Origin of the sequence: Klebsiella sp. RHBSTW-00484 (assembly GCF_013705725.1) — a bacterium.
Classification (GTDB): domain Bacteria; phylum Pseudomonadota; class Gammaproteobacteria; order Enterobacterales; family Enterobacteriaceae; genus Klebsiella.
In genome coordinates this window covers 479,716-504,176 of record NZ_CP055481.1, presented here as the reverse complement: position 1 = coordinate 504,176, position 24,461 = coordinate 479,716, and the positions used below count along the sequence as shown (strand labels likewise).

Here is a 24,461-nt window from a genome sequence, read left to right as displayed (position 1 = left end):
CATTACTGCACGTCCTCACAGCTTTGCTGCAATATTCTCAACACTGTTTCCTCACCGCTACGATTAGGGTTAATACGAATCGCATAGCGTTCAATACCCGGGTTTGCCTCACGGAAGGTTCCGGATAAGCGATAGAACAACGGCGGGATTTCATATTTTGACTCCGCGCCAACCGGATACGGCAACGCCCCAAGCTGCTGCGCGTTAGCCAGCACCTGCTCAGCAATCGGCTGATGAAACTCCACCAGCAGGACCCGAGATTGTGCATTGGCGATAATCGCCTGTTTAACCTGCGGCACCACACCGTGATTCAGTTGCAACAGCAAACGCTCCGTTACCCCCGCCTGCACCGCGTGCATCACCGGAGCGAACACCAGTCCACGCAGCACTTCCAACGCCTGTGCCCCCTGAATCTGGCTACCGCCGGAATACATGCTGGCGCGGATGCGGGCAACAGCGTCGGCACGACCCACTACCGCACCAACGCCTTCCGGGCCAAACAGCTTAAAGCAGGAAAAGGTCGCCAGCGTCGCACCGCATTCGCAGCCGATATTCGCCACCTTCATCACCGCGTAGTTATCGTCGGTCAGCGTCGGAACGTGCAGCTCATTAAGCACAGAGAGCACCTCTGCCAAATGGTAGCTGTCTTCAGGACGCTGGCGCGTATGCTGCACCAGCGCCGCATCGGGTCGATGCTGAGCCACCGTCACCGAGAGCGCCGCCAGATCGTTAAAGTCCACGCGGATTGGCTTTAGCCCCATCTGCTCAATAATCACCGCGGTCGTCGGATAGACCGGCGCATCGTGGATTAATAGCGTACCGCCGGGCTTCACTAATGCCGCTATCGCCGCACGAATCGCCCCGGTCCCGGCCCCCTGCACCAACACGGCGGCCTCAGCATGAAATGCATCGGCCAGCACCGCTTCGACGCGCTGTGTGACGCGGGGCTGATTCAGCCCCGACGCCAGGCCAAAGTCACCGCCGCGCAGGAAATCTGCCCCAGGAAAATGACGACAGATAGCATCCACCAACGCGAACTGCTTATGTTGGGCTTCAACCAGCGACAGACTTTCCAGCGGAAAGGTTCTCATGACCCACGCTCCTTGTTATGCCGGAATAAATAATCCGAGCCAGAACAGAATATTCAGCACGATACCGGTAATCATGACTGCCACAACCGGCGCGGCCATTTTTTGCACCGGACGCCCCAACGACTCATTGAGGAAGTAAATCGCAGCGGTAATCGAGAAACCGGTATAGCCAGCCATTTTGATGGAGGCAAAAATAGAGCCAACCAGCAGCGCCATTTCCATCAGCATATTCATCGCATTACGAATGTTATCTGACGCATTGCGCACTGATGGATAGCGTCCCAGCCACTTACCAATTGAACGCAGCAACAGCACTTCCGCCGAAATCACCAGAGCGCCCAGCAGTGCGGCAATCCATGGATTCGGTGCCAGGTAACCCACCGCGTAGACGAAGGTGAAACCAGCAACCGCATAAACCCCAGTAGCCAGCGCGGTAGTGGCGATCATCGGCACGAAGCCCAGACCACGCATAAACTCTGCCAGCGCCGCCTGGTTAATCAGCGTTTGCGACTGCTCCGGCGTCACGCCTGCCGAATACGCTTTTTCGAGAGTAAAGATGGACACCTCGCTACCGGCAAAAATCTTCATGCTGGCTACCGCCGCAATCAGCGCGCCAACAATCGCGATATACGGCAGGTTTTTGATTATCCGCGACGTGCGCTCTTCAAATACCGACATCCCGCTGGCGTCGTGATCCTCGCTACCGCGATTGCGCAGGTCTTGGGTAATCGCGATCGCCAACAGCATCACCATGCCAACGAAAATCTCAATCGACTCAGGGTTGAGATGCGGGAAGTAGCGGACGACCAGTACGCGCGTAATCAGTACAACAACCGCCGCCAGCAGACTGCTTTTCCAGCCGAACTGGTAGAAAATGGCCACCAACGGGAACAGTGCAAAAGCGGATACCACCGGTGAACTCAATTCGCCCAACGATCCCAATACATCGACCGGTAGCGCCGTCAGCAGATGGTTAACCGGCAGCAGACAGGTAAGAATCAGAACGCCCCAAACCGCGCCCAGACCGAAAGCCAGAATACTGTTCGCTGCCAGTACGCCGAGGATATCGGTAGGCAGAAACAGCAGCCAGGCGTTCAGCAGCCCGGTTTTTAACGTAAACGAAATCCCGACTGAAGCAACAAAGCCAATACTTAAACCAAATGCGATACTGCCCGCTTCCCGACGATGCATATTGCCTTCAATCAGCTGCGGGAGGATCGGGCGAATACCATCATGAAAAACCGCGGCTGACCGGTGCGCCAGTAACGACGTCATCCCCGTCAGACAAGCCACCACAATGAGTTGAATATAAAGCGCCATAACAGTGCCTTTTTATTTTAAATGGTTGATCAATAATGGGATCGCACGCTCAATATGTTCAACAGAAAGGCCAAACGCGACTCTTCCTTCCGCCACCATTTTTGCAATCTGATCCTCTTTCGCCTTAATGCCCGGCTTAGCAATGGTGCAGCTTTTGTTGAACCCGATAATGGCTATCGCAATGGAAAGCGCCGCGCCAGCACCGGTGTTGCACGCGCCAATGTAGTAATCCAGCTGGCCGTTTTTCACCTTCATGGCCGCTTCCATGTCGTTGTAGATGAACACCTCGAAACAACCCGGTGCCGTATTTTCAATCGTTTTTTTAATCAGCTCGCGCTGTAATCCAGCAACACCAATCTTTTTCATCTCTATGTCCTTACAGGAAAAATTGAGTAGGGTTAGTACGTAACATCAGATCCACATCGGCCTGGCTGAAACCAGCCTGGTAAAGCTGAGGGACAAAGGTGGTCAACAGGTAGTCGTAACCGTTACCACCATTGGCCTTTAAGTGAGAACGGCGGGTGATATCCATCGACAGCATGACGTGGTCCAGTCGCCCCCTTTCACGCAGGGCGAGCAGCATAGCGATGCGTTTTGCGTCCGGGTAATAATTGTTTTTGCCAATTGTGTCGAACTGAACGTAAGCGCCAAGATCGATCATGCGCAAAATATCGTCGAGGTTATCCTTCAGGTCGCAATGGCCGATGACTACGCGGGAGAGATCGACGCCGTGCTGTTTCAGCAGTGCGAGCTGTTCCAGCCCCATGGTGCTGAACGAGGTGTGCGTTGAGATAGGCCGTCCGGTCGCGTTATGGGCCAGCGCTGCGGCGCTAAACACTTTGGCTTCCAGATCGGTAATCACCCCTTCACTGGAGCCGATTTCCGCGATAATTCCGGCTTTGAGCGGCGTACCATCAATACCGATTTCGATCTCATCGATCATCTCCTGCGCCAGTTCCTGCGCAGAACGGGTAGCAACGTGCTCAGGAAAGAAAGCGTGCTGATAGTAACCGGTGCAGGCAATCACGTTGATACCGGTGTCGCGCATCAGATCCAACATAAAGGACGGGTTGCGCCCCATGTAGCGGTTGGTCATCTCAACAATATTGCGCACGCCGAGGTGCATTAAATCGCGCATCTCGTTACGAATCAGTTCGTATTGATCCAGGCGACAATCGATGTTGCCTTTAAAGCCGGACAAATCAATGTGCAAATGCTCATGTGCATAGGTATAACCGGAGCTATCAATCATCATTATGTATTCCTTGCGGGCAGTAAAAGCGAAAGGAAAGAACGCCCATTTTCCGGAGCGCGAGCGCCGAAAAAGTCGCAAACGGTGGCCCCGACATCCGACAAGGTGCGCCGAGTCCCGAGCTGCGCAGAGGATTGTCCTGGTGACCACACCAGCAAAGGCACCTTCTCACGCGTATGTTTGCTATGGCCTATCGTCGGATCGTTACCGTGGTCAGCCATCACCACCAGACAATCATCCGGGCGCATATCCGCCATCAGCAGGGCCAGTTGTTCATCTACCAGCTTCAGTCTGTCGACATAGCGCTCAACATCTTCAGCATGACCCGCCAGATCGGTTTCCTGAATATTGGTGCAGATAAATGCCGTCTCCCGGCGGTTAAACTCCGCCCGGGTGATCTCCATAATCTGCTGGCTATCGACCAGATTTTCCCAACTGATGCCATGGGGATTACTAACGATATCAGCGACCTTGCCAACGAGTACCGTCGGTACGTCAACCGCAAACAACTGGGCAGGAACCTGCACCTGCTCGTTAACGCCGTAGCCCATATGCACAACCTGAAATCCCTGCTTATAGGCTCCCGAGCGCGGCGCGTTGATGCCGATATAGCCGCCCTCTTTTTCTTCCACAGCATCAAAGATGTTCTGCGTACTGGTGAGCTGACCGCCAAAGGCGATAACGCGTCCCACTGAGGCCTGTTCACGTACCGTCCGGCCGATGGCCTTCACCTCAGCAAAGCTTTTTTCACTCAGATTGCCGGTTATGTTGTAAACCTGCCCCAGATCGGCTTCGAGGTTATCGCCAACCGCCACCGCACCGTCCACCAATAGCCAAAATGGACCTTTGCCGTGGCGCTCTGTTTGATGTCCGGCGGCAAGCAGCGCGGCTTCAACTTTATCGATGACATCATTAAACGGCATCCGCAGAGGAGTCCGGGGTTTAGTCCCTAAAATCTCCTGATGTCCCATAAAGGTATCGCCACCCTCATGCTCAAGTTCTGCGGTTCCCCATACGGCATCTTCAGAAGGCTGCATCACACCAGGAGCAAAACCGAGGGCGTTTATCAGGCCCAGTTTTTCTAGCGTCGGCAGACGCAGCGCGGGAAAACGCTGCAAGATATGTCCACAGGTATTCGCACCGATATCCTGCGGCCTCACTTCGGGAACATCGGCCATCGCGCCGACGCCAAAGCTATCTATCACCAACACCACAAATCGCGCCATTAGTCCTCCAGTACGTTGCCAAGGCTGTCGTAGCGGGCAACGATTTCAGGGTTACCGCTTTGAATACCCGCAACCAGCACCACGTCGCTACGGGTAACGAAAATCTGCGTGCGGAAACAGAAGATTGCCGCGCTGCCGATCGGGAACTCACCTTCCAGCGGCAGGTAGTAATCAATGCTGCTGTCATCTACCGCGTTAAGCTGCGCCAGTTGGGCGTTTTGGCTGGCCGGAGCGAATACCAGCGCATGCTTAGCATGACCACGCCGATAATAGCCGCCGCCGTAGCAATAGCTTTGCCCGGCAAAATGGTGGGAAATTTCACTCAGCCACAGCATGGCAACACGCTCCGGTTGATCTCCCTGCTGGTTGGCGGGGATGGTACCGGTCAGCGCATGCCCCGGCTCAGCGTGGGTGACGCCAAACTCCGCCAGTAGCGGCAGAGAGCTGCAGCTGGTTGCCGAAGGCGCATTCAGTTGCTGAACCGTCACGCCGAGACTTTCGAGCTTGTCTCTGGCGGCGAGCAAAGAGCGGAAATTCGGCGTTGGCAGAATTTTTTCCTGTTCGTCATTCCACAGCAGGCAAGGGAAGTGGGTGAGCCCGGTCAGTTCAATACCTGGCAGGCTGCGAAGATGAGCCACCACGTTGTCCAGCTCAGCCAACGCGAATCCGCTCTCCTGTCCCGGATAGAGGAAATCGCTCTCGCCATAGACCTTAAGCATGACCGCCTGCGTCCGACCGCTTGCTACCGCCGCCGCAGAAACTTGCCGAGCTTTCTCCAGAGAGAACAGGGTAATAACTTCGGTACCCTGCTCTACCGCACCCGCTACCTGCGCGGAAGGGATTTGCACCAGATGGCCCTGATGGGAAACGGGCAAGCCGGCCCGGCGCATCACCCGACTCTCTTTGTAATCCACAACAACAATGCCCTGATACCCCAGCGCCAACAGCTTTTCTGCCAGCCACGGATTTCGACCAATCTGCTTGGTCATCAAGTACAGGCTGATTCCATATTGCTGCGCGGTCTTCAGCAGCAGCTTGCCATTTTCCAGCACCTGATCGACATCAATAACCCAGCTATCCGGGGCGATAAGCCCTTGCTGCCAGAAGCGGAGCGCCGTCGCAATCAGCGCCGGGTTCTGCCGTTGTAATGCTTTAATAAACATTTACTTGCCTCTGCTTTTATTCCTTTTTTAAATATTCATTTTTTTGAATATTTAAGTCGCATAGCGCCAATTCCCAATATTCTTCACACGGCCTGCTGCGCCGCTCCCCACAACCCATACCAGTTAGCCAGCAAATAACCTTTTTCATTAGCATGTAGAGTGACGTCAAATTCCTGCATCATCACCTGATGCAATTGATGAATCTCATCCCAATAAGCCGAACTGGTTATCTCTGCCATGAACTCCTCATCCAGCGGCTCAATAACCTCACCGCGGCGGCTGCGCATCAGCGCATTTGCCATATGAGTTATCGCGATTTCTCCCTGCTCGCTAAAGACGGGAAGATGCCACTGCTCGTCCAGCTGGCGGACGACCTGCATCATTCCGCGACAAATATCCTGGTCGATAATCCCTGCCTCACACAGCAAGTTGAGCCTGTTTTCCATAGTCACTGCCTTAATGTTAATAGCTTGGCTCTTGCTCTCCGCTCACCACCCGTTGTTGATGAGCTAATAGCGCCTGTTTATCAACGACTGCACGTAGCAAATGTTGAATCGGGTAATCATCTGCCCTGGCCAACACTACCGCCTCAGTCGCCTGCAAAAAACGCGGGTCATCACTTAACGGCAGGGCTTCCAGCCCTAACATGGCCAGCTCCGCGCCAGCGGTGACGTTCCAGATAACAGCGTCAATTTCGCCTTTGACGATGCGACTTAGACTCTCGTGATAAGAGAGGTCGACGCGCTCTACGTCGCTATTGGCAAAATAAATTTCGGTCATAATTTTCTGGTCCGCCGAGCGGTTATCAAGCCCCACTCGCCGCACCGAATCGATTGCGCCTTTCCGGCAAATCAGCTGGTGCTCACCAACATAGCTGTGCGGCCCAAGGGCCATTACCATCCGCAGCCCGCTCTGAGCTAAATAACTTTCTGCCGCCAGGCGCGAAACCACCGCCATGTCGTAAACACCGTTAAGTAAGCACTCCACGCGAATGTCCGCGCCGCGCATATGCGCATAGTAAAAAGGTATACCTTCAAACTGCGCTTTCAGCCCGCTCGCCAGCCCCTCATACAATCGCGTATAGGGCAGAGGCATTGCGCAAACGACGTTGGTGATATCGATATGCGCCAATAGGGCCTTGTTATCCATCTCAACCAGGTAACTGCCGTTGCGCCCGCGGCGTTCGATTCGAATGGCCCCGGAAGACTCCAGCGTTTTTAACGCCGCCTGAGTCAGCCCAACGGAAGAGCCGCACTCCCCCGCTAACTCATCAATCGTTTTCAGGCGATTACCGCACTGCTCGCCCAGCAAATAACGAGCCAGGGTCGTTAGTGCCATGCCCTCTTTTTTAATGAATGTCCGACGCATCTATAATCTTCACTAAATTGAATATTTATATCTTCACTAAACTGAAGATAATTAACAAGGAGCAAATAATCAAATCACGACAGCTATCACAAATTAAAAAGCCGGATGCATTGCACCCGGCTTTGGATATGACGGCAACCATCAGATAGATTAAGGCTTAGCGACGAAACCAATCGCTTCGTAGACCGCCTTCAACGTAACAGAAGCGCGAGCGCTGGCTTTCTCCGCGCCCTCTTTCATCACCTGATTCAGGAAAGCTTCATCGTCGCGGAAACGGTTATAGCGCTCCTGCAGTTCGGTTAGCATGCCGGATACCGCATCGGCGACTTCGCCTTTCAGGTGGCCGTACATTTTGCCTTCAAAGTGCTGCTCCAGCTCAGGGATGCTCTGACCCGTTACGCCAGAGAGGATATCCAACAGGTTGGAAACACCCGCTTTGTCCTGGATGTCGTAGCGCACAACGGGTGGCTCATCGGAATCAGTCACCGCACGTTTGATCTTTTTCACTACCGATTTCGGGTCTTCCAGCAGGCCGATCACGTTGTTACGGTTATCGTCTGACTTGGACATCTTTTTGGTCGGCTCCAGCAGCGACATCACGCGAGCGCCAGATTTCGGAATAAACGGCTCAGGGACTTTAAACACATCGCCATAAATAGCGTTGAAGCGCTGGGCAATATCGCGGCTCAGCTCCAGATGCTGTTTCTGGTCTTCACCGACCGGAACCTGATTGGTCTGATACAGCAGGATGTCGGCAGCCATCAGCACCGGGTAGTCAAACAGGCCGGCGTTAATGTTTTCGGCGTAGCGTGATGACTTGTCTTTGAACTGAGTCATACGGCTCAGTTCGCCGAAATAGGTGTAGCAGTTCAGCGCCCAGCCCAGTTGCGCATGCTCTGGCACGTGGGACTGAACAAAAATGGTGCTTTTCTTCGGGTCGATACCACAGGCCAGGTATAGCGCGAGCGTATCCAGCGTCGCCTTACGCAGCTGTTGTGGATCCTGGCGGACGGTAATCGCGTGCTGGTCAACGATGCAGTAAATGCAGTGGTAATCGTCCTGCATGTTTACCCATTGACGCAGCGCACCCATGTAGTTGCCAATGGTCAATTCACCTGAGGGCTGTGCGCCACTAAAAACGATGGGCTTAGTCATTTTCTATTCCTGAGTTTCACTGTACGGTAGCCCGAAAGCGGGCAAGAGTTCATTAAATTGGTCAAAGATATAATCCGGCTCACTCAGCGAAATTGACTCGCCATAGTTGTAGCCATATGTCAGACCGATTGAGTAGCAGCCTGCGGCTTTCGCAGCCTGGATATCATTGCGTGAGTCACCAACGAACAGCAGCTCAGCAGGCGCCAGCCCCAGTTTTTCCGCGACCAGAAGCAGTGGATCCGGGTGTGGTTTCTTGTTTTTTACATCATCACCGCCAATCACGACGGTAAAATATTTGCCGATGTCCAGCGCGTCAAGAATAGGCGCGACAAACGGCGTTGGCTTGTTGGTTACCAGCGCTAACGGCAAGCCCTTTGCGTGCAGCGCGCCGAGCGTATCGGCAACCGCCGGGAACAAAAAGCTCCCCTCTTCGGCCACTTCTGCATAGTAGCGATCGAACAACTTACGCAAAACCGTCAACTGCTCAGCCTGGGGGATATCGTCATGATCAACAGAAGGTTTACCCTGCGAGGCGCGCAGCGTTGCGCGTTCCTGGCGAGCCCAGGTCAGGGCGCGCTCCATCAGAACATCAGCTCCGTTACCAATCCAGGTGATGACACGCGCTTCCCCGGCCATCGGCAGCTCCAGGGCGTAAAGCGCGTTATCGACGGCAGCAGTCAGCCCAGGCGCGCTGTCCACCAGCGTGCCGTCAAGGTCAAACGCCACGCCGCGAATGGTTTGCAACTTATCCATGGCTAACCTTCGCTAATTCGCTGCGCATTTGATCAACCACTTTTTTATAGTCCGGCTGATCGAAAATCGCCGACCCGGCAACAAACATATCCGCACCGGCTGCGGCAATCTCGGCAATATTGTTCACTTTCACGCCGCCATCAACTTCCAGACGAATGTCGTAGCCAGATTCATCAATACGACGACGAACTTCACGCAGTTTATCAAGGGTGTGCGGAATAAAAGACTGGCCACCAAAGCCTGGGTTCACCGACATCAGCAGAATGACGTCCAGTTTATCCATCACATAATCGAGATAGCTCAGGGACGTGGCTGGGTTAAACACCAGACCGGCTTTACAGCCATTTTCTTTGATGAGTTGTAAAGTACGATCGACGTGCTCAGAAGCTTCCGGGTGGAAAGTAATGATGCTAGCGCCCGCAGCAGCAAAATCAGGGATGATGCGGTCAACAGGCTTGACCATCAAATGCACATCAATCGGCGCGGTGATACCGTAATTTCGCAGCGATTTCAGTACCATTGGACCGATGGTCAGATTCGGCACATAGTGGTTGTCCATTACGTCAAAGTGCACAACATCGGCACCTGCGGCCAACACGTTGGCGGTATCTTCACCCAAACGGGCAAAATCAGCCGACAGAATCGAAGGGGCAATCAAATACTGCTTCATCCGCATCTCCTTGAAATTTATTTTGTCTTGGGCGGACGGTACAGAGCCAGAAGCTCGTCCACCTTCTTACGTGTACCACCGTTACTGCTGATGCTGCGTCGAACCTTCACAATATGCATCTCAGCGGCATTTTTATACCACTCCTGAGTGAGCGGCGTGCGATGGTTTGAGATAAGCACAGGAATACGCTTTTTCACCAGCGATTCCGCCTTTTTAGCCAGCAACTCCTGCTGTTCCTGGCTAAAGCTATTCGTATGATAGGCCGTAAAATTCGCCGTTGACGACAGCGGCGCATAGGGCGGATCGCAATAAACAACAGAGCTGTTATCTGCTCGCTTCATACAGTCTTCATAAGATTCACAATGAAACTCTGCATGCTGCGCTTTCTCAGCGAAGTGGTGCAACTCGGCCTCTGGAAAGTAGGGCTTTTTATAGCGGCCAAACGGCACGTTAAACTCACCGCGCAGGTTGTAACGACACAGACCATTGTAGCCATGACGGTTCAGATAAAGGAACAGCACCGCACGACGCAGCGGTTCCTGGCTTTGGTTGAACTCATCACGGAACTGGTAGTAACGTTCTGCGGCGTTATTTTCTGGCGTGAACATCTCACGCGCCGCCGCAACGTACTCATCGGTTTGCAGTTTGACTATGTTATACAGACTAATCAAATCACTATTGATATCAGCAAGGATATAACGAGAAAAGTCGGTATTAAGAAATACCGACCCGGCGCCCACAAAGGGCTCAATCAAGCAATCGCCCTGCGGCAAATGCTTTTTAATATCATCGAGCAGGGGGTATTTCCCCCCTGCCCATTTCAGAAAAGCGCGATTCTTTTTCATGCTGCCTAACTAATTACACATTCTCCGGCTGTGGAGAAAGCTCCGACAGCATCCAGCGCTTCAGACTACACAGCAGCATTATTTCAGGTCAGACTGAACCTGATGCAGCGGTTTTGCCCACGGGTTTTTCGCCTGTACATCTGCCGGCAGAGTCGCAACAGCGCGTTTAGCTTCATCTTTCGAAGCATAAATACCGCTCACCAGAACATACCAGGGTTGACCGTTACGCGTAGTCTCATAGACAACATATTTTTCCAACTTCTCTTTCTTCGCCCAACTGTTGAGGTTGTTGTAGTTAGAGGAGCTGCTGAGCTGCAACGTGTAGTGCCCAGATGGCGCGGACTTCATAGAGCCAACATCACCAGCGCTTTTACTCGCAGCAGCAGTCGCTGCCGGCGCGGTTGCCGTAGCAGTCGCGGCAGGCGTGGTAGTGGTAGCCGTTGGCTGCGTCGGTTTAGTCTGTGCAGTTGCAACAGGTTTCGTCGGCTGAGCTGGTGTCGCTTTCGCCGGAGCCGTAGTCGCAACGCTTTCTACACGCTTAGGCTGGACCGGAGTCGGTTTAGGCTCGGCAGTCGTTTTCGCGGTGGCCTGCGGTTTTGGTTCGATAACCGTATGCTTACGCTCAGTTGGGCGTGGTGTCGGTGTCGCCGCCGTCTGACGTTCCGTTGTCGCCTGGCGCGGGGCAGCACCATTACGAAGTGGAGCAACGGTAGCAGGTTCAGTTGGCAGAGTGGAATTCGCCACGGCACTATCAATCTGGCCCTGCTGCTGAGTCAGCGCATTGTTCAGATCACCCTGAACTTCAACACGCTGCTGTCCCTGCGGCTCAGTAGTTGCCTGGCCCTGAGTCGGGTTAGAGGCAATTGGCGGCAAAGAGACATCCTGCGGCTGTGAATTATTCGTCGCTGATGAATCCTGAGCTGTCGGCTGGGCATTATTATCCTGATCGCCGGATAAGCTAACGCTCTTCTCACCTGAAGCCGTTTGCTCACCAGATGAAGAGGAAGGTGATTTCAGCGCAGATCCGACGCCAACAATCAGCAGGAGAAGGACGAGGATACCTACACCCATCATGATGTACTGACGGGAAGCCGGTTTGGCCGGCGCCTTCTTACGTTTACGCGGACGACGTTCGACCTGACGCTCTTCGGCATCGTCTTCGTCAGACTCTACGTCCTCTTCATATTGTTCTTCATATTGTTCTTCATCGCGCTCACGGCGTGCTTTGCTGCCGCGCGTCGGGCGACCATCGTCAGCATCATCAAGATCGACATCATCAAAATTGATTTGCGGATCGGCATCACGCTCAGAAGACTGACGGGAACGACCAGCACGACGATCGTTGCGATCGGCTTTCATATCGTCTTCTGGTTTTAATTCATCCATTTAACACCCCACTAAAAGGCTTATGCTCACGACTATTGCATGTCACCTGAAATGATAACGCCGCGCGAACGCGGCCAGACCTTCTTATTGTTGCGCCTGCTGGGTATCAGCAATTGCGCCAAGAACAACATCATGCGGCACTCCGCCACGTATCTCGCTTTTCCCTATTGCGAGCGGTAGCACCAGCCGCATCTCGCCAGCCAGTACCTTTTTATCACGCATCATGTGAGGCAAATAGGCGTCTGCCGCCATCTCCAGAGGCCCATGCACCGGTAAACCAGCACGCTGCAACAAACGAATAACTCGCTGCGTATCCTGTGCGCTGAACTGCCCTAAACGCTCGGACACATGCGCCGCCATCACCATACCGGCAGCCACAGCTTCACCATGCAGCCAGTTACCGTAGCCCATTTCAGCTTCGATCGCATGACCAAAAGTATGTCCAAGATTGAGTAAAGCACGTAACCCGGTTTCGCGCTCGTCGGCCGCGACGACTTCAGCTTTCAGCTCACAACAACGACGGATACAGTACGCCATTGCTTTTTCATCCAGCGCCATCAGCGCATCGATGTTGTTTTCCAGCCAATCGAAGAATTCGCCATCGAGGATAATGCCGTACTTTATGACTTCAGCCAGACCGGAGGACAGTTCGCGCGTCGGTAGTGTCTTGAGACAGTTGAGATCGACAACGACAGAAACTGGCTGCCAGAAGGCGCCAATCATATTTTTACCGAGAGGATGGTTTACAGCCGTTTTGCCGCCAACGGAGGAATCAACCTGCGACAACAGCGTAGTAGGGACCTGGATAAATCGCACGCCACGCTGATAGCTGGCCGCGGCAAATCCAGTTAAATCACCGATCACCCCACCGCCGAGCGCCACTAACGTCGTGTCGCGGCCGTGTGGTTTTTGCAACAGAGCGGTAAAAACAGTATCCATCACCGCCAGGCTTTTATACTGCTCGCCGTCGGGAAGAATCACGCTGTCGACTTTTACTCCCGCTTGCTCCAGTACGGAACGAACGGTATCCAGATAAAGCGGCGCCAGCGTTTCATTGGTGACCAGCATAACCTGGTCGCCTGATTGCAGTGGCTGGAAGGAAGCTGGATCGTTAAACAAACCAGCCGCGATGGTAATCGGGTAACTACGTTCCCCGAGGGTTACAGTAAGCCTCTCCATAACGCGACGTCCACCTCAGTTGCTTTTACTCTGACGCACTTTATTAAGCCAGAATCAGTTGCTTTCCAGCATATGAATAATCTGGTTTGCTACCACTTTTGCGCTTTGATCGTCGGTGCGGATAGTGACATCAGCAATCTCTTCATACAGCGGATTGCGTTCATCTGCCAACGCTTCAAGAACTTCGCGAGGCGGCGCATCAACTTGTAATAAAGGACGCTTTTTATCGCGCTGTGTACGGGCAAGCTGCTTTTCGATAGTTGTTTCCAGGTAGACCACCACGCCGCGGGCGGAGAGACGGTTACGCGTTTCACGGGATTTTACAGAGCCGCCGCCAGTCGCCAGCACAATTCCCTGTTTTTCCGTCAACTCATTGATGATTTTTTCTTCACGATCGCGGAAGCCGTCTTCGCCTTCTACATCAAAGACCCAACCCACATCAGCGCCAGTGCGTTTCTCAATTTCTTGATCAGAATCGTAAAATTCCATGTTGAGCTGCTGGGCTAACTGGCGCCCAATAGTGCTTTTGCCGGCACCCATAGGCCCAACCAGAAAGATATTGCGTTTCTCTGCCATTTTTTCGGTACTACTAAGACTATTCGTTAATGATAAACCCGCTTCGCAAAGATCCAACGCAGCAGGACATGAACTGAAACCTCATATGCAATAGAGCGAGAGTCAGACTGAAAATTATCTCAATACTCCGGCTGGTTTGGCAACAGAATAAATCACCGGACAATATAAGGGAGGATTGATGTCGTACCCGACTCTCAAATCGGTACCCCTTGTATGCTAAATCCGTCCTCACGTCAAACACCTGAAACGTGTTTAGCATGAAAAACCCGCTTAATTCACTGCCAGTATACGTGGAGTAATGAAGACAACCAGTTCACGTCGTTCGTTATCTTTGCCGTCACGGCGAAATAATTGCCCAAGCCATGGGATGTCGCCAAGCAGGGGAATACCATCGCGAGAAGATTTATTTTTTTGCGAAAAAATTCCTCCCAAGGCCAGGGTCTCACCACTTTTCACTTCGACCTGCGTTTCAATTTCCTGTTTATCGATAGCCAGCGCTTCGCCATTTTCCTGTTTAAGAATTTGTCCTGGCGTGTTTTCGCTAATTCTAAGTTTTAAACGCACCCGATTTTGCTGTAGCACCGTCGGCGTAACCTCCATCCCCAATACCGCTTCTTTAAACTCAACGGAAGTTGCACCGCTTTCACCACTAGAGACCTGATACGGAATTTCACTTCCCTGTTTGATGCTGGCGGGCTGCATATGTGAAGCCAGCAGTCGTGGGCTGGCGATAATTTGTACCTGCTGCTTTTTCTCAAGAGCGGAAAGCTCCAGTTCTAATAGCCGCCCGTTAATACGCCCGATATTAAATCCCACTCGCGTACTAGCATCGCCGACCGCCAGGTTGCTACTTAAGGTGGTGAATTTACCCGTTCCTGGCGGACTGCTGGCTTCGGCCAGGCTCCACTTCACCCCCAGCTCGCGCAGGCTGGTTTCGCTCATTGAGACAATATGCGCCGCCAGCTCTACCTGACCGACAGGCAAGTCCATCTCCAGCGCCCATGCTTTCAAGACAGGGATATGCTGGACATCATCACGAATTAGCAGACGATTGGTTCGTGTATCGACGGTGAGATGTCCACGAGCGCTCAGCAATTTCTCTCCGGCTTTAGCGAGATCCCCCGCATCAGCATAACGCAAGGCCACACTGTGATCCTGTAGAGGGAGATTCTGCAAACGTTTATCTCTTTCCGCCTCAAGCTGCACCTGCCGCGCATTTTGCCAGGCAAGAGTGTGAACATACAGCACCGTACCTTGTTGAGTTAACGTCAGCCCGGCACTATCGATTACGGAACGCAGCGCTTGTTTCCAGGGGACATTTTTTAGATGTAGCGATACCGTACCGCTGACGTCCGGGGCCACTACCAGGTTTTTCTGTTTAAGTTCCGCCAGAGTTTGTAATACTTGAGCTACCGGTGCGTCATCGACGACCAGCGACACGGGTTGATCTTTTTTTGCCGCCGTTGCCATCAGTGGCAACAGCAGAAACAGCAGGCTTATCCATCGGATCATTTTTTATTCCTTCACGCTGCCAGGCCCACTGGGCGGGTTCACATCCTGGTCCCGTAGTTATTTCAATTCTCTGCGCCGTCAGGAGCGTGATTCGCCAGTTTGTCGGCAACGTTTCATCCGCTCTTACTCGACGCCACTTCCCGGCGCTGTCCTGCAAAATTCCAATATGCAATTGCGGATCGCTGATAGCTCCGCCGTAGCGCCATTGGCTCAGTTGTGCCGTTCGACAGCCATCAACCGCAGGCTGGAATGGATCGCGTCCTCCAGCCATCAGCGGGAGCGGCAACAAAAGTAAACTCCACCACTTACTCTGCATCTTCCGCCTCCAGTTGCAGGGTCAGCTGCAGCGCCTGCTTTTCCGGGTGTAGTGAAAATGCCGTAGCCTGCATCCCGCAGCGTGCCAGCCAGGAAAACAGCGCGGGTACCGATTGCCAGTTAACCTCCAGCAGCATCTCACCGCCCCGCCCAACTGGCCGCCAGGATACAAGTACCGCTCCGACGACTGGCAGATCAAGCGGCGTAAAGGTTTCGGTTTTCGCTTCGTCCGTTCGGGTACTGTTTAGCGAAGCCTGTAGCGGCAACAGTTTTCGCCATTGCTCTTGTATTCGCAGCGAGCCGCCCGAGTGTATTTTTGGCGGCGAGGTTTGTAGCCACATAAAAGCCCCTACGATGAGAGCTAAAACGATGGACAGCGCGAACAGAATTTTGCCGTCCGTTAGCCAGCGCTCAATGTTCACCCGCATCTGCGCGCTCTCCCGCCATAGAAAAGCTAAACAACCAGCGCCCTTCGCTATCTCGGTGGGTTTCACCCGCTTTGGCCGGATGAAAGCCGCTAATACCTTCCAGCGCTTTTTCCAGGGTTGTTAATGCTTTCAGGTTTAACGTCAGCCCACCAAGCGTGAGCGCATTTTGTCGATATTCCAGACTGGTGAGCCAGGCCTGCTCCGGTAAGCGGGCAGCGACCTCCAGCAATCTTGGCTGCCATGCTGCGGTTATCTCTCGGCGCTGCTGGCGCTGACGAAGCCGTTCGTGCTGCTGTAACCGTTGACGCATAACACGCTCACGCTGCTGGAACGCGTTATAAAGCTGGCTTTCGGCACTCGCTCTCTCCGCCTCAAGCGAGTGACTGATCCGGCTGTTCATTCGTGATGCGAACCACGCCATAAGCAGAACAAGCAGGAACCCGACGAGTACCAACCCTCCCGAACGCAGACGCTGCCGTCGACGGGTTTCACGCCAGGGAAGAAAGTTAACAATCTGGCTCATCGTTAACGCGCACCCAACGCAAGGCCCAGCGCAACCGTAAAGCTATCGCCACAGGGCGGAAGCGGAGGCTGCAGACGATATATTACGCTCCAGGCATCAAAGCTTTGCCCGTCGAACGATTCGGAAGTACAGAGGCGAAACTCACCGGCGTTAACCTGTGAAACCAGTCGGGGAAAAGAAGGGGTTTCGCTGCATAAATTCCATCCCCAGTTATCTGCGGTTGCCCACAGCCAGGTCGATTCATCTCGCCACGCCAGTCCATGAGTTTCAGCCGGTAGCCAGGGAAAAAAGGCGCTGAGTACGCTGGCATCCGGAACAATTCCGGCAACCCTTAACTTGAGTCGCTCCGTAAGGCGACGCAGCGCGTCAACGTCTAAGCGCTGCGCCGCCGTTACCTGCCAACCATCACCCGTTCCGGTAGTCGAATAATCAACACATAATGAGGAAGCTGGCATTTCCAACTGCTGCGCCATCGCGCTGCTTATCCACGTTGCCTGTTCGCTTTCTCTTAACGAGACCTGAGGACGCGGCAAACGCTTTTGCAACGTGCGCGCCGCCGGGAGCGCAATACAAACCTGATGCTGCATTGGCAGCTCACGCCGCCAGCTTTGCAGCTGTCGGGCCAGCGCCTCAACGTCGACAACCAGTCCCTGACGCACGGTGCCGGGCGTCAGGGGAATATTCCACCAGCGCCGCAGCGCCCAGCGGGAGCGTTCAAACAACAGCGCTACGATGGCAATACGGTCCTGCTGGATATGCATTCCTATGCGCCAGTTTCTAAAAGCCATGCCTACGATCTCCTTATCCGCCAATATGGTTCGCTATATCAATGCACCAGGCTTGCCTTTATACTACTGCGCGTTTGTTTATAAACTGCCCAAGTAAAACTAAATGAGAAATCTCCGGTGAAGTTCGTAAAGTATCTTTTCATCCTTGCAGTCTGTTGCGTACTGCTGGGAGCAGGCTCGATTTTTGGTCTCTATAAATATATAGAGCCGCAGCTTCCTGACGTCGCGACCCTGAAGGATGTGCGTCTGCAAATCCCGATGCAGGTTTACAGTGCGGATGGCGAGCTGATTGCGCAATATGGCGAGAAACGCCGAATTCCTGTCACCCTGCAGCAAATGCCGCCTGAGCTGATAAAAGCGTTTATCGCCACCGAAGACAGCCGTTTTTATGAGCATCATGGTGTTGATCCGGTCGGTATTTTTCGTGCCGCCAGCGTTGCTATGTTCTCCGGCCACGCTTCACAAGGTGCCAGTACCATCACTCAGCAGTTGGCGCGTAACTTCTTCCTGAGCCCCGAAAAGACGCTGATACGTAAGGTAAAAGAGGTCTTTCTCGCAATCCGCATCGAACAGTTGCTCAATAAAGACGAAATTCTTGAGCTGTACCTGAACAAAATCTATCTCGGCTACCGCGCCTATGGCGTCGGCGCGGCCACTCAGGTCTATTTCGGTAAATCCGTCGATCAGCTCACGCTGAGCGAGATGGCGATGATTGCGGGCTTGCCCAAAGCCCCTTCAACCTTTAACCCACTTTATTCTATGGATCGCGCGACCGCCCGCCGCAATGTGGTGCTTTCACGTATGCTGAGCGAAGGCTACATCACGCAATCACAGTACGAACAAGCGCGTAATCAGCCTATTGACGCAAGTTATCACACGCCGGAAATCGCCTTCTCAGCTCCCTACCTCAGCGAAATGGTGCGTCAGGAAATGGTCAGTCGCTACGGTGAACTGGCTTATGAAGATGGTTATCGCGTCTACACCACCATCACCCGGAAAAACCAGCAGTCTGCCCAGCAGGCGGTACGTAACAACGTGCTGGATTACGATATGCGCCACGGCTATCGCGGCCCAGCCAGCGTATTGTGGAAAGTGGGTGAAACACCGTGGGATAACCAGAAAATCATTGCTGCGCTGAAAAAAATACCGAACTCGGGCCCTCTCTCCCCGGCAGTAATCACTTCGGCAAATCCGCAGGAGGCCGTTGCCCTGTTGAGCAACGGAACGTCGGTATCGCTGAATATGTCAGGGGTTCGCTGGGCGCGTCGGTTTGTTTCTGATACTCAGCAAGGCGCTACACCGCGCAAAGTGACCGATGTCTTGCAAACCGGGCAACAAATTTGGGTCCGCCAGGTCGGCAGCGACTGGTGGCTGTCTCAGGTACCGGATGTGAATTCGGCGCTGGTATCCATCAACCCGCAAAACGGCGCGATTATTGCGCTGGTCGGTGGTTTTGATTTCAACCAAAGTAAGTTCAACCGTGCGACTCAGGCCTTACGCCAGGTCGGTTCTAACATTAAGCCGTTCCTCTATACCGCAGCGATGGATAAAGGCTTAACGCTGGCGAGCATGCTTAACGATGTGCCTATTTCCCGTTGGGATGCGGGTTCTGGCTCTGACTGGCGGCCGAAAAACTCACCTCCGCAATATGCTGGTCCTATCCGTTTACGCCAGGGGCTGGGTCAATCGAAGAACGTCGTCATGGTTCGCGCCATGCGTGCCATGGGCGTGGACTACGCCGCAGAGTACCTCCAGCGCTTCGGCTTCCCGGCACAGAACATCGTGCGAACCGAATCACTGGCGCTGGGTTCAGCATCCTTCACACCGTTACAGGTCGCTCGCGGTTATTCGGTGATGGCGAACGGAGGTTTCCTGGTTAGCCCGTATTTCATCAGTAAAATTGAGAACGATCAGGGCGGCGTCATTTTCGAAGAACGACCAAAAATTGCCTGCCCGCAGTGCAATTCGCCAGTGATTTACGGTGATACGCCAAAATCAGACGTGCTGGAAAATAAAGACGTCGAGGACGTTGTCACCTCCCAGGAACCGCAAAATGCCAGCGTTCCGCCGCAGCCACAGCTTGAGCAGGCCAACCAGTCACTGGTCGCGCAGAGTGGCGCTCCCGAGTATGCGCCGCACGTGATCAATACGCCGCTGGCCTTCCTGATTAAGAGCGCCCTTAACACCAATGTTTTCGGCGAACCCGGCTGGATGGGTACCGGCTGGCGTGCGGGTCGCGACCTGCAACGTCACGATATCGGCGGTAAGACAGGGACCACCAACAGCTCGAAAGATGCGTGGTTCTCCGGCTATGGCCCTGGCGTGGTGACGTCGGTATGGATTGGCTTTGATGACCACCGCCGCGATCTGGGTCGTACAACCGCCTCAGGCGCAATCAAAGATCAGATTTCTGGCTACGAGGGTGGAGCCAAAAGCGCCCAGCCGGCCTGGGATGATTTTATGAAAAGGGTTCTGGAAGGCGTACCGGAGGAGCCGTTAACGCCGCCGCCGGGTATCATCACGGTGAATATCGACCGCAGTACCGGCCAGTTGGCCAGCGGAGGTAACAGCCGTGCTGAGTACTTTATCGAAGGCACCCAGCCCACCCAGCAGGCGGTTCATGAAGTCGGCACCACCATCACCGATGGCGGCGGCGAAACCCACGAACTGTTCTGACAAAAAAAGCGCCTGCGGGCGCTTTTTCTTTGCTTAATACTTTATTTCGCGACTGGCTACAGTCGGCCCTGCTCCTGCAACCATTCGCGCAACAGGAACAGCGCACTGACGTTACGAGCTTCATGAAAGTCCTCTTCATCAAGCAGCGCCATCAGCTGCGACAGCGGCCAGCGAACCTGCGGTAGCGGCTCTGGCTCATCGCCCGGTAGTGATTCCGGATAAAGGTCTTCCGCCACCAGAATATTCATCTTGCTGGAGAAATAAGATGGGGCCATGCTCAACTTTTTCAAAAACGTCAGCTTTTGCGCGCCAAAACCAACCTCTTCTTTCAGCTCACGGTTGGCAGCCTCGAGCACGCTTTCACCCGGGTCAATCAGGCCTTTCGAAAAGCCTAATTCATAGGACTCGGTCCCAACAGCGTACTCGCGAATCAATATAATATGGTCATCGACAATCGGCACAATCATCACGGCTTCACGGGTAGAGGGCCGCATCCGTTCATACACCCGGCGAACGCCGTTGCTGAACTCAAGGTCCACGCTTTCAACGTTAAAAAGTCGCGAACGCGCTACCGTTTCAACACTGAGAATGGTGGGTTTTTGTAATGATTTGCTCATTGTCATCGGTCTATGCTGTGATTACAGAGGTCATTGTGCGACACGCAGCACGGTTTCGGCAATTCAATTCGCCACTAATTTACATAGTTGCAACTTTATAGTTTTAGATGTAATTGATACAAAGACCAAAAAGTCAATAGGTTGAATAGTATTTGAGAATTTACCGATTCCTGGATTTTAACGTTTTTGATAAGGTTGTATGCTGCTGTGCTACACAATGATTTTTCCCGTTTTTACATGACAGATGCCGATTGCGTACAGCTGGTTTACTTAAGTGTGAATGGCAACCAACGATACCAGTAAGAAAAGAATAACTATGATGGGATGGGCATGGGCACCTTTCTGATTTTTTTGACAGCTCTGCTAATCTGCGCGTTGCTTATAGGCTGGTGGTATCGATCGCATGCCAGACGCCGCCGCCTTCCTCTGTTGCATGCCTTCAGTGACGCCGCGACACGTAAGCTTTCTGATGAAGAGCGCAGCGCCGTAGAAAAATACCTCGAAGGCCTCAGCCGCAATCAGCAATTGCCAGCCTCAGGTGCCAGTATTGCACCGGTAAATATCGCGTTGAACGAACAGAGTGACACCGTTTTTACCGTTACTCGCGCAATTACTCGCTATGGCATCAACACTGACGACCTGAATAAATGGCGCTACTTCCTTGATTCAGTGGAAATTCATCTTCCTCCGTTCTGGGAACAACATATCAATGATGAAAACAGTGTTGAATTAATTCCAACCGATAGCCTGCCTCTGGTCATTGCCCTTAATGGCCAAACGCTGAGCGACTATCCGCAAGAATCTCTCGGGTTTGCTCTCGAACGCACCTCCGCAACCCAGGCATCGATTCGTGGGGAAGAGAGCGAGCAGATTGAACTGCTAAGCATTCGTCCGGAAACATCGGAAGAACATGCGCTCAGCCGCCCCGACGGCCTTCGTGAAGCCGTTCTGATCGTTGCTGCGTTCCTGTTGTTTTATTGCAGCCTGATAAGCCCCGACGTGTTTTCCCCGTGGCTATTGGGCGGTGGTTTACTGCTGCTACTCGCCGGCGTCTGGGGTATCTACGCCCCACCACGCAAAACATCACTACGAGAAATTCACTGCCTGCGCGGTATGCCCAAGCGCTGGGGATTATTTGGCGAAAATAACCAGGAGCATATCAACAATATCTCCTTCGGTATTATCGACCTGATCTATCCGCGCCACTGGCAACCGTGGATCACGCAAGATCTCGGCCAGCAAACGGATGTAGACATCTACCTCAGCCGTCACGTCGTTCGCCAGGGGCGTTTCCTGTCGCTGCATGATGAAGTTAAAAACTTCCCGCTTCAGTACTGGCTACGCAGCGCGATTATTGCCGCAGGAGCGCTGCTGGTGGTAGTGATGCTGTGGGTAAGCGTGCCGCTGAATATGCCCTTTAAGTTCACCCTGTCGTGGCTGAAAGGTGCGCAAACTATCGAAGCCACAACGGTTGCTCAACTGGATAAGTCGCAGGTCCGCATCGGCGATACGCTGCGCCTGAAAGGGACCGGCATGTGTAATATCCACACGCCAGGAACCTGGACGGCAAAAGAGAACTCGCCGTTTATGCCCTTCGACTGTTCGCAAATCATCTGGAATGATGCGCCTCCCCTGCCGCTGCCGGAATCCGACATCGTCAGTAAGGCCAGCGCACTGATGCAAACAGTTCAACGCCAGCTCCATCCCGAGTCGAATGATGAATCTCGCGTTAGCCCGGCGCTGCGTTCCGCTATTCAGAAATCCGGGATGGTACTGCTCGACGACTTTGGCGATATCGTCATAAAAACAAGTGACCTGTGTTCAGCGAAAGACGACTGCGTTCGCCTGAAAAATGCGCTGGTTAACCTCGGCAACACGCGCAACTGGGAAACTCTGACCAAACGCGCCAATACGGGCAAGCTGGATGGCGTCAACGTGCTGCTACGCCCGGTAAGCGCAGAATCGCTGGAGAATCTGGTCACCACCTCCACCGCGCCGTTTGTCAGCCGTGAAACATCACGTGCGGCCCAGGCGCTAAACAGTCCAGCCCCTGGTGGTTTTTTAATTGCCAGCGATGAAGGCAGCGACCTGGTGAATCAACCGTGGCCAACGACCGGACTATACGATTACCCCGCTCACCAACAGTGGAACGAACTGCAGCGACTGGCGGGAATGCTGATGCACACGCCGTTCCATGCGGAAGGGATCGTCACCAATCTCTATACCGATGCCAACGGCACGCAGCATATCAACCTGCACCGTATTCCCGACCGCACCGGTCTGTGGCGTTACCTGGGAACAACTTTACTGCTGCTGGCGATGCTGGGCTGTATGGGGTATCACGGTATCCTGGCAATTCGTCGCTACCAGCGTCACCGTCAGCGTCAGGAAGAGATCCAGAAGTATTACGAGAGCTGCCTGAATCCGGTTCTACTTTCCTCTCCAGACCCGCAAGATTAATTCTCTGCGCGACGCGGTGTGATACCCTGTCGCGCAATTCCCCCCTCGTTGGAGACTTACCATGCACTTTGATATCGCCTGGCAGGAGGTTGATACCGTTCTGCTGGATATGGACGGCACGCTTCTCGATCTCGCCTTCGACAACTATTTCTGGCAAAAACTGGTCCCGGAAACCTGGGGGGCGACGCAAGGCCTCAACCTGCAGGAAGCCAGAGAGGCGATGCACCAGGAATATCACGCTGTGCAACATACGCTAAACTGGTACTGCCTGGACTACTGGAGCGAGCGCCTGGGTTTGGATATTTGTGCGATGACCAGCGAGCAGGGGCCACGAGCCGCACTGCGTGATGATACTGTGCCGTTCCTTGATGCGCTTAAAGCCAGTGGCAAACGCCGGATTTTGCTGACTAACGCCCATCCACATAATCTGGCGGTAAAGCTGAAGCACACCGGGCTGGATGCGCACCTTGATTTATTACTTTCCACCCACACATTTGGTTATCCGAAAGAAGATCAGCGGCTGTGGCGTGCCGTTGCTGAGGAAACCGGCTTCAACGCGCGCAAAACGCTCTTTGTTGACGACAACGAGGCGATTCTGGATGCGGCCGAAGAGTTTGGCATTCGTTATTGCCTGGGCATAACCAACCCCGATTCCGGGCTGGCTGAAAAAAGCTACGCTCGCCATCCAGGGCTAAATGACTACCGACATCTGATTCCCTCACTGACCCCGCAGGAGAGGCCATGAAAGAAAAACCCGTCGAAGCCGTCAGGCTGGACAAATGGCTTTGGGCAGCCCGCATTTATAAAACCCGCGCTCTGGCGCGCGAGATGATTGAAGGCGGCAAGGTGCACTACAACGGACAGCGCAGTAAACCGGGAAAAGTTGTCGAGCTGAACGCCTCCCTGACGCTACGCCAGGGCAATGACGAACGTATCATCGTGGTAAAAGGCATTACCGAACAGCGCAGACCTGCCAGCGAAGCCGTTGCACTCTATGAAGAGACGGCTGCGAGCATCGAGAAACGCGAGAAAATGGCGCTGGCGCGAAAAATGAACGCGCTAACCATGCCGCATCCCGACCGACGTCCGGATAAGAAAGAACGCCGCGACCTGATGAGATTTAAACACGGCGATAGTGAATAACTGTGGCCAGCAAGA

At 53.6% G+C, this 24,461-nt stretch carries 25 protein-coding genes; 4 read left to right on the top strand and 21 right to left on the bottom strand.

Annotation, left to right across the window (positions count from 1 at the left end):
* Window positions 1–2 precede the first annotated feature (2 nt).
* The 20 genes from HV213_RS02255 to HV213_RS02160 form a co-directional block, all read right to left on the bottom strand.
* Entirely contained in the window at window positions 3–1,091 is a 1,089-nt protein-coding gene (locus HV213_RS02255; protein WP_181484659.1) for an aminotransferase class I/II-fold pyridoxal phosphate-dependent enzyme, read from the bottom strand.
* 15 nt (window positions 1,092–1,106) lie between these two features.
* Window positions 1,107–2,411 (bottom strand): YhfT family protein, encoded by a 1,305-nt coding sequence (locus HV213_RS02250; RefSeq protein ID WP_181484658.1) that lies wholly within the window; start codon window positions 2,409–2,411, stop codon window positions 1,107–1,109.
* A 12-nt stretch (window positions 2,412–2,423) separates the two neighbouring features.
* Window positions 2,424–2,777, bottom strand: a complete 354-nt coding sequence (locus HV213_RS02245; protein WP_181484657.1) for a DUF2620 domain-containing protein — start codon at window positions 2,775–2,777, stop codon at window positions 2,424–2,426.
* A 10-nt stretch (window positions 2,778–2,787) separates the two neighbouring features.
* A complete protein-coding gene (locus tag HV213_RS02240; protein ID WP_112214761.1) occupies window positions 2,788–3,666 on the bottom strand; it encodes a phosphotriesterase-related protein in 879 nt (292 codons plus the stop codon).
* Complete coding sequence (locus HV213_RS02235; RefSeq protein ID WP_181484656.1) at window positions 3,666–4,889, bottom strand: phosphopentomutase; 1,224 nt, start codon at window positions 4,887–4,889, stop codon at window positions 3,666–3,668. Before HV213_RS02235 ends, HV213_RS02240 begins: the two co-directional genes overlap by 1 nt.
* Window positions 4,889–6,052: a YhfX family PLP-dependent enzyme gene (locus HV213_RS02230; protein WP_181484655.1), complete on the bottom strand. Its 1,164-nt coding sequence runs from the start codon at window positions 6,050–6,052 to the stop codon at window positions 4,889–4,891. Before HV213_RS02230 ends, HV213_RS02235 begins: the two co-directional genes overlap by 1 nt.
* An 83-nt stretch (window positions 6,053–6,135) precedes the next feature.
* Window positions 6,136–6,498, bottom strand: a complete 363-nt coding sequence (locus HV213_RS02225) for a PRD domain-containing protein (protein WP_181484654.1) — start codon at window positions 6,496–6,498, stop codon at window positions 6,136–6,138.
* 16 nt (window positions 6,499–6,514) lie between these two features.
* Window positions 6,515–7,420: a GntR family transcriptional regulator YhfZ gene (yhfZ, locus tag HV213_RS02220; RefSeq protein WP_181484653.1), complete on the bottom strand. Its 906-nt coding sequence runs from the start codon at window positions 7,418–7,420 to the stop codon at window positions 6,515–6,517.
* 150 nt (window positions 7,421–7,570) lie between these two features.
* Complete coding sequence (trpS, locus tag HV213_RS02215; RefSeq protein ID WP_181484652.1) at window positions 7,571–8,575, bottom strand: tryptophan--tRNA ligase; 1,005 nt, start codon at window positions 8,573–8,575, stop codon at window positions 7,571–7,573.
* Window positions 8,576–8,578: 3 nt separating this feature from the next.
* Window positions 8,579–9,328 (bottom strand): phosphoglycolate phosphatase, encoded by a 750-nt coding sequence (gene gph / locus HV213_RS02210; protein ID WP_110274963.1) that lies wholly within the window; start codon window positions 9,326–9,328, stop codon window positions 8,579–8,581.
* The gene (rpe, locus tag HV213_RS02205; protein ID WP_110274962.1) at window positions 9,321–9,998 is read right to left on the bottom strand and encodes a ribulose-phosphate 3-epimerase; all 678 of its coding nucleotides are present in this window, start codon (window positions 9,996–9,998) and stop codon (window positions 9,321–9,323) included. The genes gph and rpe overlap by 8 nt, the downstream gene beginning before the upstream one ends.
* A gap of 17 nt (window positions 9,999–10,015) precedes the next feature.
* Window positions 10,016–10,843, bottom strand: a complete 828-nt coding sequence (gene dam / locus HV213_RS02200; protein ID WP_181484651.1) for an adenine-specific DNA-methyltransferase — start codon at window positions 10,841–10,843, stop codon at window positions 10,016–10,018.
* 78 nt (window positions 10,844–10,921) lie between these two features.
* A complete protein-coding gene (damX, locus tag HV213_RS02195) occupies window positions 10,922–12,229 on the bottom strand; it encodes a cell division protein DamX (RefSeq protein ID WP_181484650.1) in 1,308 nt (435 codons plus the stop codon).
* Window positions 12,230–12,313: 84 nt separating this feature from the next.
* Complete coding sequence (gene aroB / locus HV213_RS02190) at window positions 12,314–13,408, bottom strand: 3-dehydroquinate synthase (RefSeq protein ID WP_181484649.1); 1,095 nt, start codon at window positions 13,406–13,408, stop codon at window positions 12,314–12,316.
* 54 nt (window positions 13,409–13,462) lie between these two features.
* On the bottom strand, window positions 13,463–13,984 hold the full coding sequence (aroK, locus tag HV213_RS02185) for a shikimate kinase AroK (RefSeq protein ID WP_004106441.1): 522 nt from the start codon (window positions 13,982–13,984) through the stop codon (window positions 13,463–13,465).
* 270 nt (window positions 13,985–14,254) lie between these two features.
* A complete protein-coding gene (gene hofQ / locus HV213_RS02180) occupies window positions 14,255–15,496 on the bottom strand; it encodes a DNA uptake porin HofQ (protein WP_181484648.1) in 1,242 nt (413 codons plus the stop codon).
* Window positions 15,405–15,812 carry a HofP DNA utilization family protein gene (locus HV213_RS02175; protein ID WP_181484647.1) on the bottom strand — a complete coding sequence of 136 codons (408 nt, stop codon included), beginning with the start codon at window positions 15,810–15,812 and terminating at the stop codon, window positions 15,405–15,407. Before HV213_RS02175 ends, hofQ begins: the two co-directional genes overlap by 92 nt.
* Window positions 15,802–16,239 (bottom strand): HofO family protein, encoded by a 438-nt coding sequence (locus HV213_RS02170; protein ID WP_181484646.1) that lies wholly within the window; start codon window positions 16,237–16,239, stop codon window positions 15,802–15,804. The genes HV213_RS02175 and HV213_RS02170 overlap by 11 nt, the downstream gene beginning before the upstream one ends.
* The gene (locus tag HV213_RS02165; protein WP_181484645.1) at window positions 16,223–16,762 is read right to left on the bottom strand and encodes a PilN domain-containing protein; all 540 of its coding nucleotides are present in this window, start codon (window positions 16,760–16,762) and stop codon (window positions 16,223–16,225) included. Before HV213_RS02165 ends, HV213_RS02170 begins: the two co-directional genes overlap by 17 nt.
* 2 nt (window positions 16,763–16,764) lie before the next feature.
* Window positions 16,765–17,550, bottom strand: a complete 786-nt coding sequence (locus HV213_RS02160; protein ID WP_181484644.1) for a type IV pilus biogenesis protein PilM — start codon at window positions 17,548–17,550, stop codon at window positions 16,765–16,767.
* Between the two features lie 117 nt (window positions 17,551–17,667).
* Here HV213_RS02160 and mrcA point away from each other — a divergent pair, with 117 nt between their 5' ends.
* Complete coding sequence (gene mrcA / locus HV213_RS02155; protein WP_181484643.1) at window positions 17,668–20,226, top strand: peptidoglycan glycosyltransferase/peptidoglycan DD-transpeptidase MrcA; 2,559 nt, start codon at window positions 17,668–17,670, stop codon at window positions 20,224–20,226.
* 56 nt (window positions 20,227–20,282) lie between these two features.
* Here the strand turns inward: mrcA and nudE are convergent, their stop codons facing one another.
* Entirely contained in the window at window positions 20,283–20,843 is a 561-nt protein-coding gene (gene nudE / locus HV213_RS02150) for an ADP compounds hydrolase NudE (RefSeq protein WP_181484642.1), read from the bottom strand.
* 330 nt (window positions 20,844–21,173) lie between these two features.
* Between nudE and HV213_RS02145 the strand changes: the two genes are divergently transcribed.
* From HV213_RS02145 to hslR, 3 genes are all read left to right on the top strand, one after another.
* Complete coding sequence (locus HV213_RS02145) at window positions 21,174–23,303, top strand: intracellular growth attenuator family protein (RefSeq protein ID WP_181484641.1); 2,130 nt, start codon at window positions 21,174–21,176, stop codon at window positions 23,301–23,303.
* A 61-nt stretch (window positions 23,304–23,364) separates the two neighbouring features.
* Entirely contained in the window at window positions 23,365–24,048 is a 684-nt protein-coding gene (yrfG, locus tag HV213_RS02140; protein ID WP_181484640.1) for a GMP/IMP nucleotidase, read from the top strand.
* Window positions 24,045–24,446 carry a ribosome-associated heat shock protein Hsp15 gene (hslR, locus tag HV213_RS02135; RefSeq protein WP_112214779.1) on the top strand — a complete coding sequence of 134 codons (402 nt, stop codon included), beginning with the start codon at window positions 24,045–24,047 and terminating at the stop codon, window positions 24,444–24,446. The genes yrfG and hslR overlap by 4 nt, the downstream gene beginning before the upstream one ends.
* Window positions 24,447–24,461: the final 15 nt, after the last annotated feature.

Excerpts from the sequence above, each read along its gene's own strand:
- HV213_RS02255 (WP_181484659.1), bottom strand. The coding sequence starts at position 1,091 with ATGAGAACCTTTCCGCTGGAAAGTCTGTCGCTGGTTGAAGCCCAACAT.
- HV213_RS02250 (WP_181484658.1), bottom strand. The coding sequence starts at position 2,411 with ATGGCGCTTTATATTCAACTCATTGTGGTGGCTTGTCTGACGGGGATG.
- HV213_RS02245 (WP_181484657.1), bottom strand. The coding sequence starts at position 2,777 with ATGAAAAAGATTGGTGTTGCTGGATTACAGCGCGAGCTGATTAAAAAA.
- HV213_RS02240 (WP_112214761.1), bottom strand. The coding sequence starts at position 3,666 with ATGATGATTGATAGCTCCGGTTATACCTATGCACATGAGCATTTGCAC.
- HV213_RS02235 (WP_181484656.1), bottom strand. The coding sequence starts at position 4,889 with ATGGCGCGATTTGTGGTGTTGGTGATAGATAGCTTTGGCGTCGGCGCG.
- HV213_RS02230 (WP_181484655.1), bottom strand. The coding sequence starts at position 6,052 with ATGTTTATTAAAGCATTACAACGGCAGAACCCGGCGCTGATTGCGACG.
- HV213_RS02225 (WP_181484654.1), bottom strand. The coding sequence starts at position 6,498 with ATGGAAAACAGGCTCAACTTGCTGTGTGAGGCAGGGATTATCGACCAG.
- yhfZ (WP_181484653.1), bottom strand. The coding sequence starts at position 7,420 with ATGCGTCGGACATTCATTAAAAAAGAGGGCATGGCACTAACGACCCTG.
- trpS (WP_181484652.1), bottom strand. The coding sequence starts at position 8,575 with ATGACTAAGCCCATCGTTTTTAGTGGCGCACAGCCCTCAGGTGAATTG.
- gph (WP_110274963.1), bottom strand. The coding sequence starts at position 9,328 with ATGGATAAGTTGCAAACCATTCGCGGCGTGGCGTTTGACCTTGACGGC.
- rpe (WP_110274962.1), bottom strand. The coding sequence starts at position 9,998 with ATGAAGCAGTATTTGATTGCCCCTTCGATTCTGTCGGCTGATTTTGCC.
- dam (WP_181484651.1), bottom strand. The coding sequence starts at position 10,843 with ATGAAAAAGAATCGCGCTTTTCTGAAATGGGCAGGGGGGAAATACCCC.
- damX (WP_181484650.1), bottom strand. The coding sequence starts at position 12,229 with ATGGATGAATTAAAACCAGAAGACGATATGAAAGCCGATCGCAACGAT.
- aroB (WP_181484649.1), bottom strand. The coding sequence starts at position 13,408 with ATGGAGAGGCTTACTGTAACCCTCGGGGAACGTAGTTACCCGATTACC.
- aroK (WP_004106441.1), bottom strand. The coding sequence starts at position 13,984 with ATGGCAGAGAAACGCAATATCTTTCTGGTTGGGCCTATGGGTGCCGGC.
- hofQ (WP_181484648.1), bottom strand. The coding sequence starts at position 15,496 with ATGATCCGATGGATAAGCCTGCTGTTTCTGCTGTTGCCACTGATGGCA.
- HV213_RS02175 (WP_181484647.1), bottom strand. The coding sequence starts at position 15,812 with ATGCAGAGTAAGTGGTGGAGTTTACTTTTGTTGCCGCTCCCGCTGATG.
- HV213_RS02170 (WP_181484646.1), bottom strand. The coding sequence starts at position 16,239 with ATGCGGGTGAACATTGAGCGCTGGCTAACGGACGGCAAAATTCTGTTC.
- HV213_RS02165 (WP_181484645.1), bottom strand. The coding sequence starts at position 16,762 with ATGAGCCAGATTGTTAACTTTCTTCCCTGGCGTGAAACCCGTCGACGG.
- HV213_RS02160 (WP_181484644.1), bottom strand. The coding sequence starts at position 17,550 with ATGGCTTTTAGAAACTGGCGCATAGGAATGCATATCCAGCAGGACCGT.
- nudE (WP_181484642.1), bottom strand. The coding sequence starts at position 20,843 with ATGAGCAAATCATTACAAAAACCCACCATTCTCAGTGTTGAAACGGTA.
- HV213_RS02145 (WP_181484641.1), top strand. The coding sequence starts at position 21,174 with ATGGGCACCTTTCTGATTTTTTTGACAGCTCTGCTAATCTGCGCGTTG.
- yrfG (WP_181484640.1), top strand. The coding sequence starts at position 23,365 with ATGCACTTTGATATCGCCTGGCAGGAGGTTGATACCGTTCTGCTGGAT.
- hslR (WP_112214779.1), top strand. The coding sequence starts at position 24,045 with ATGAAAGAAAAACCCGTCGAAGCCGTCAGGCTGGACAAATGGCTTTGG.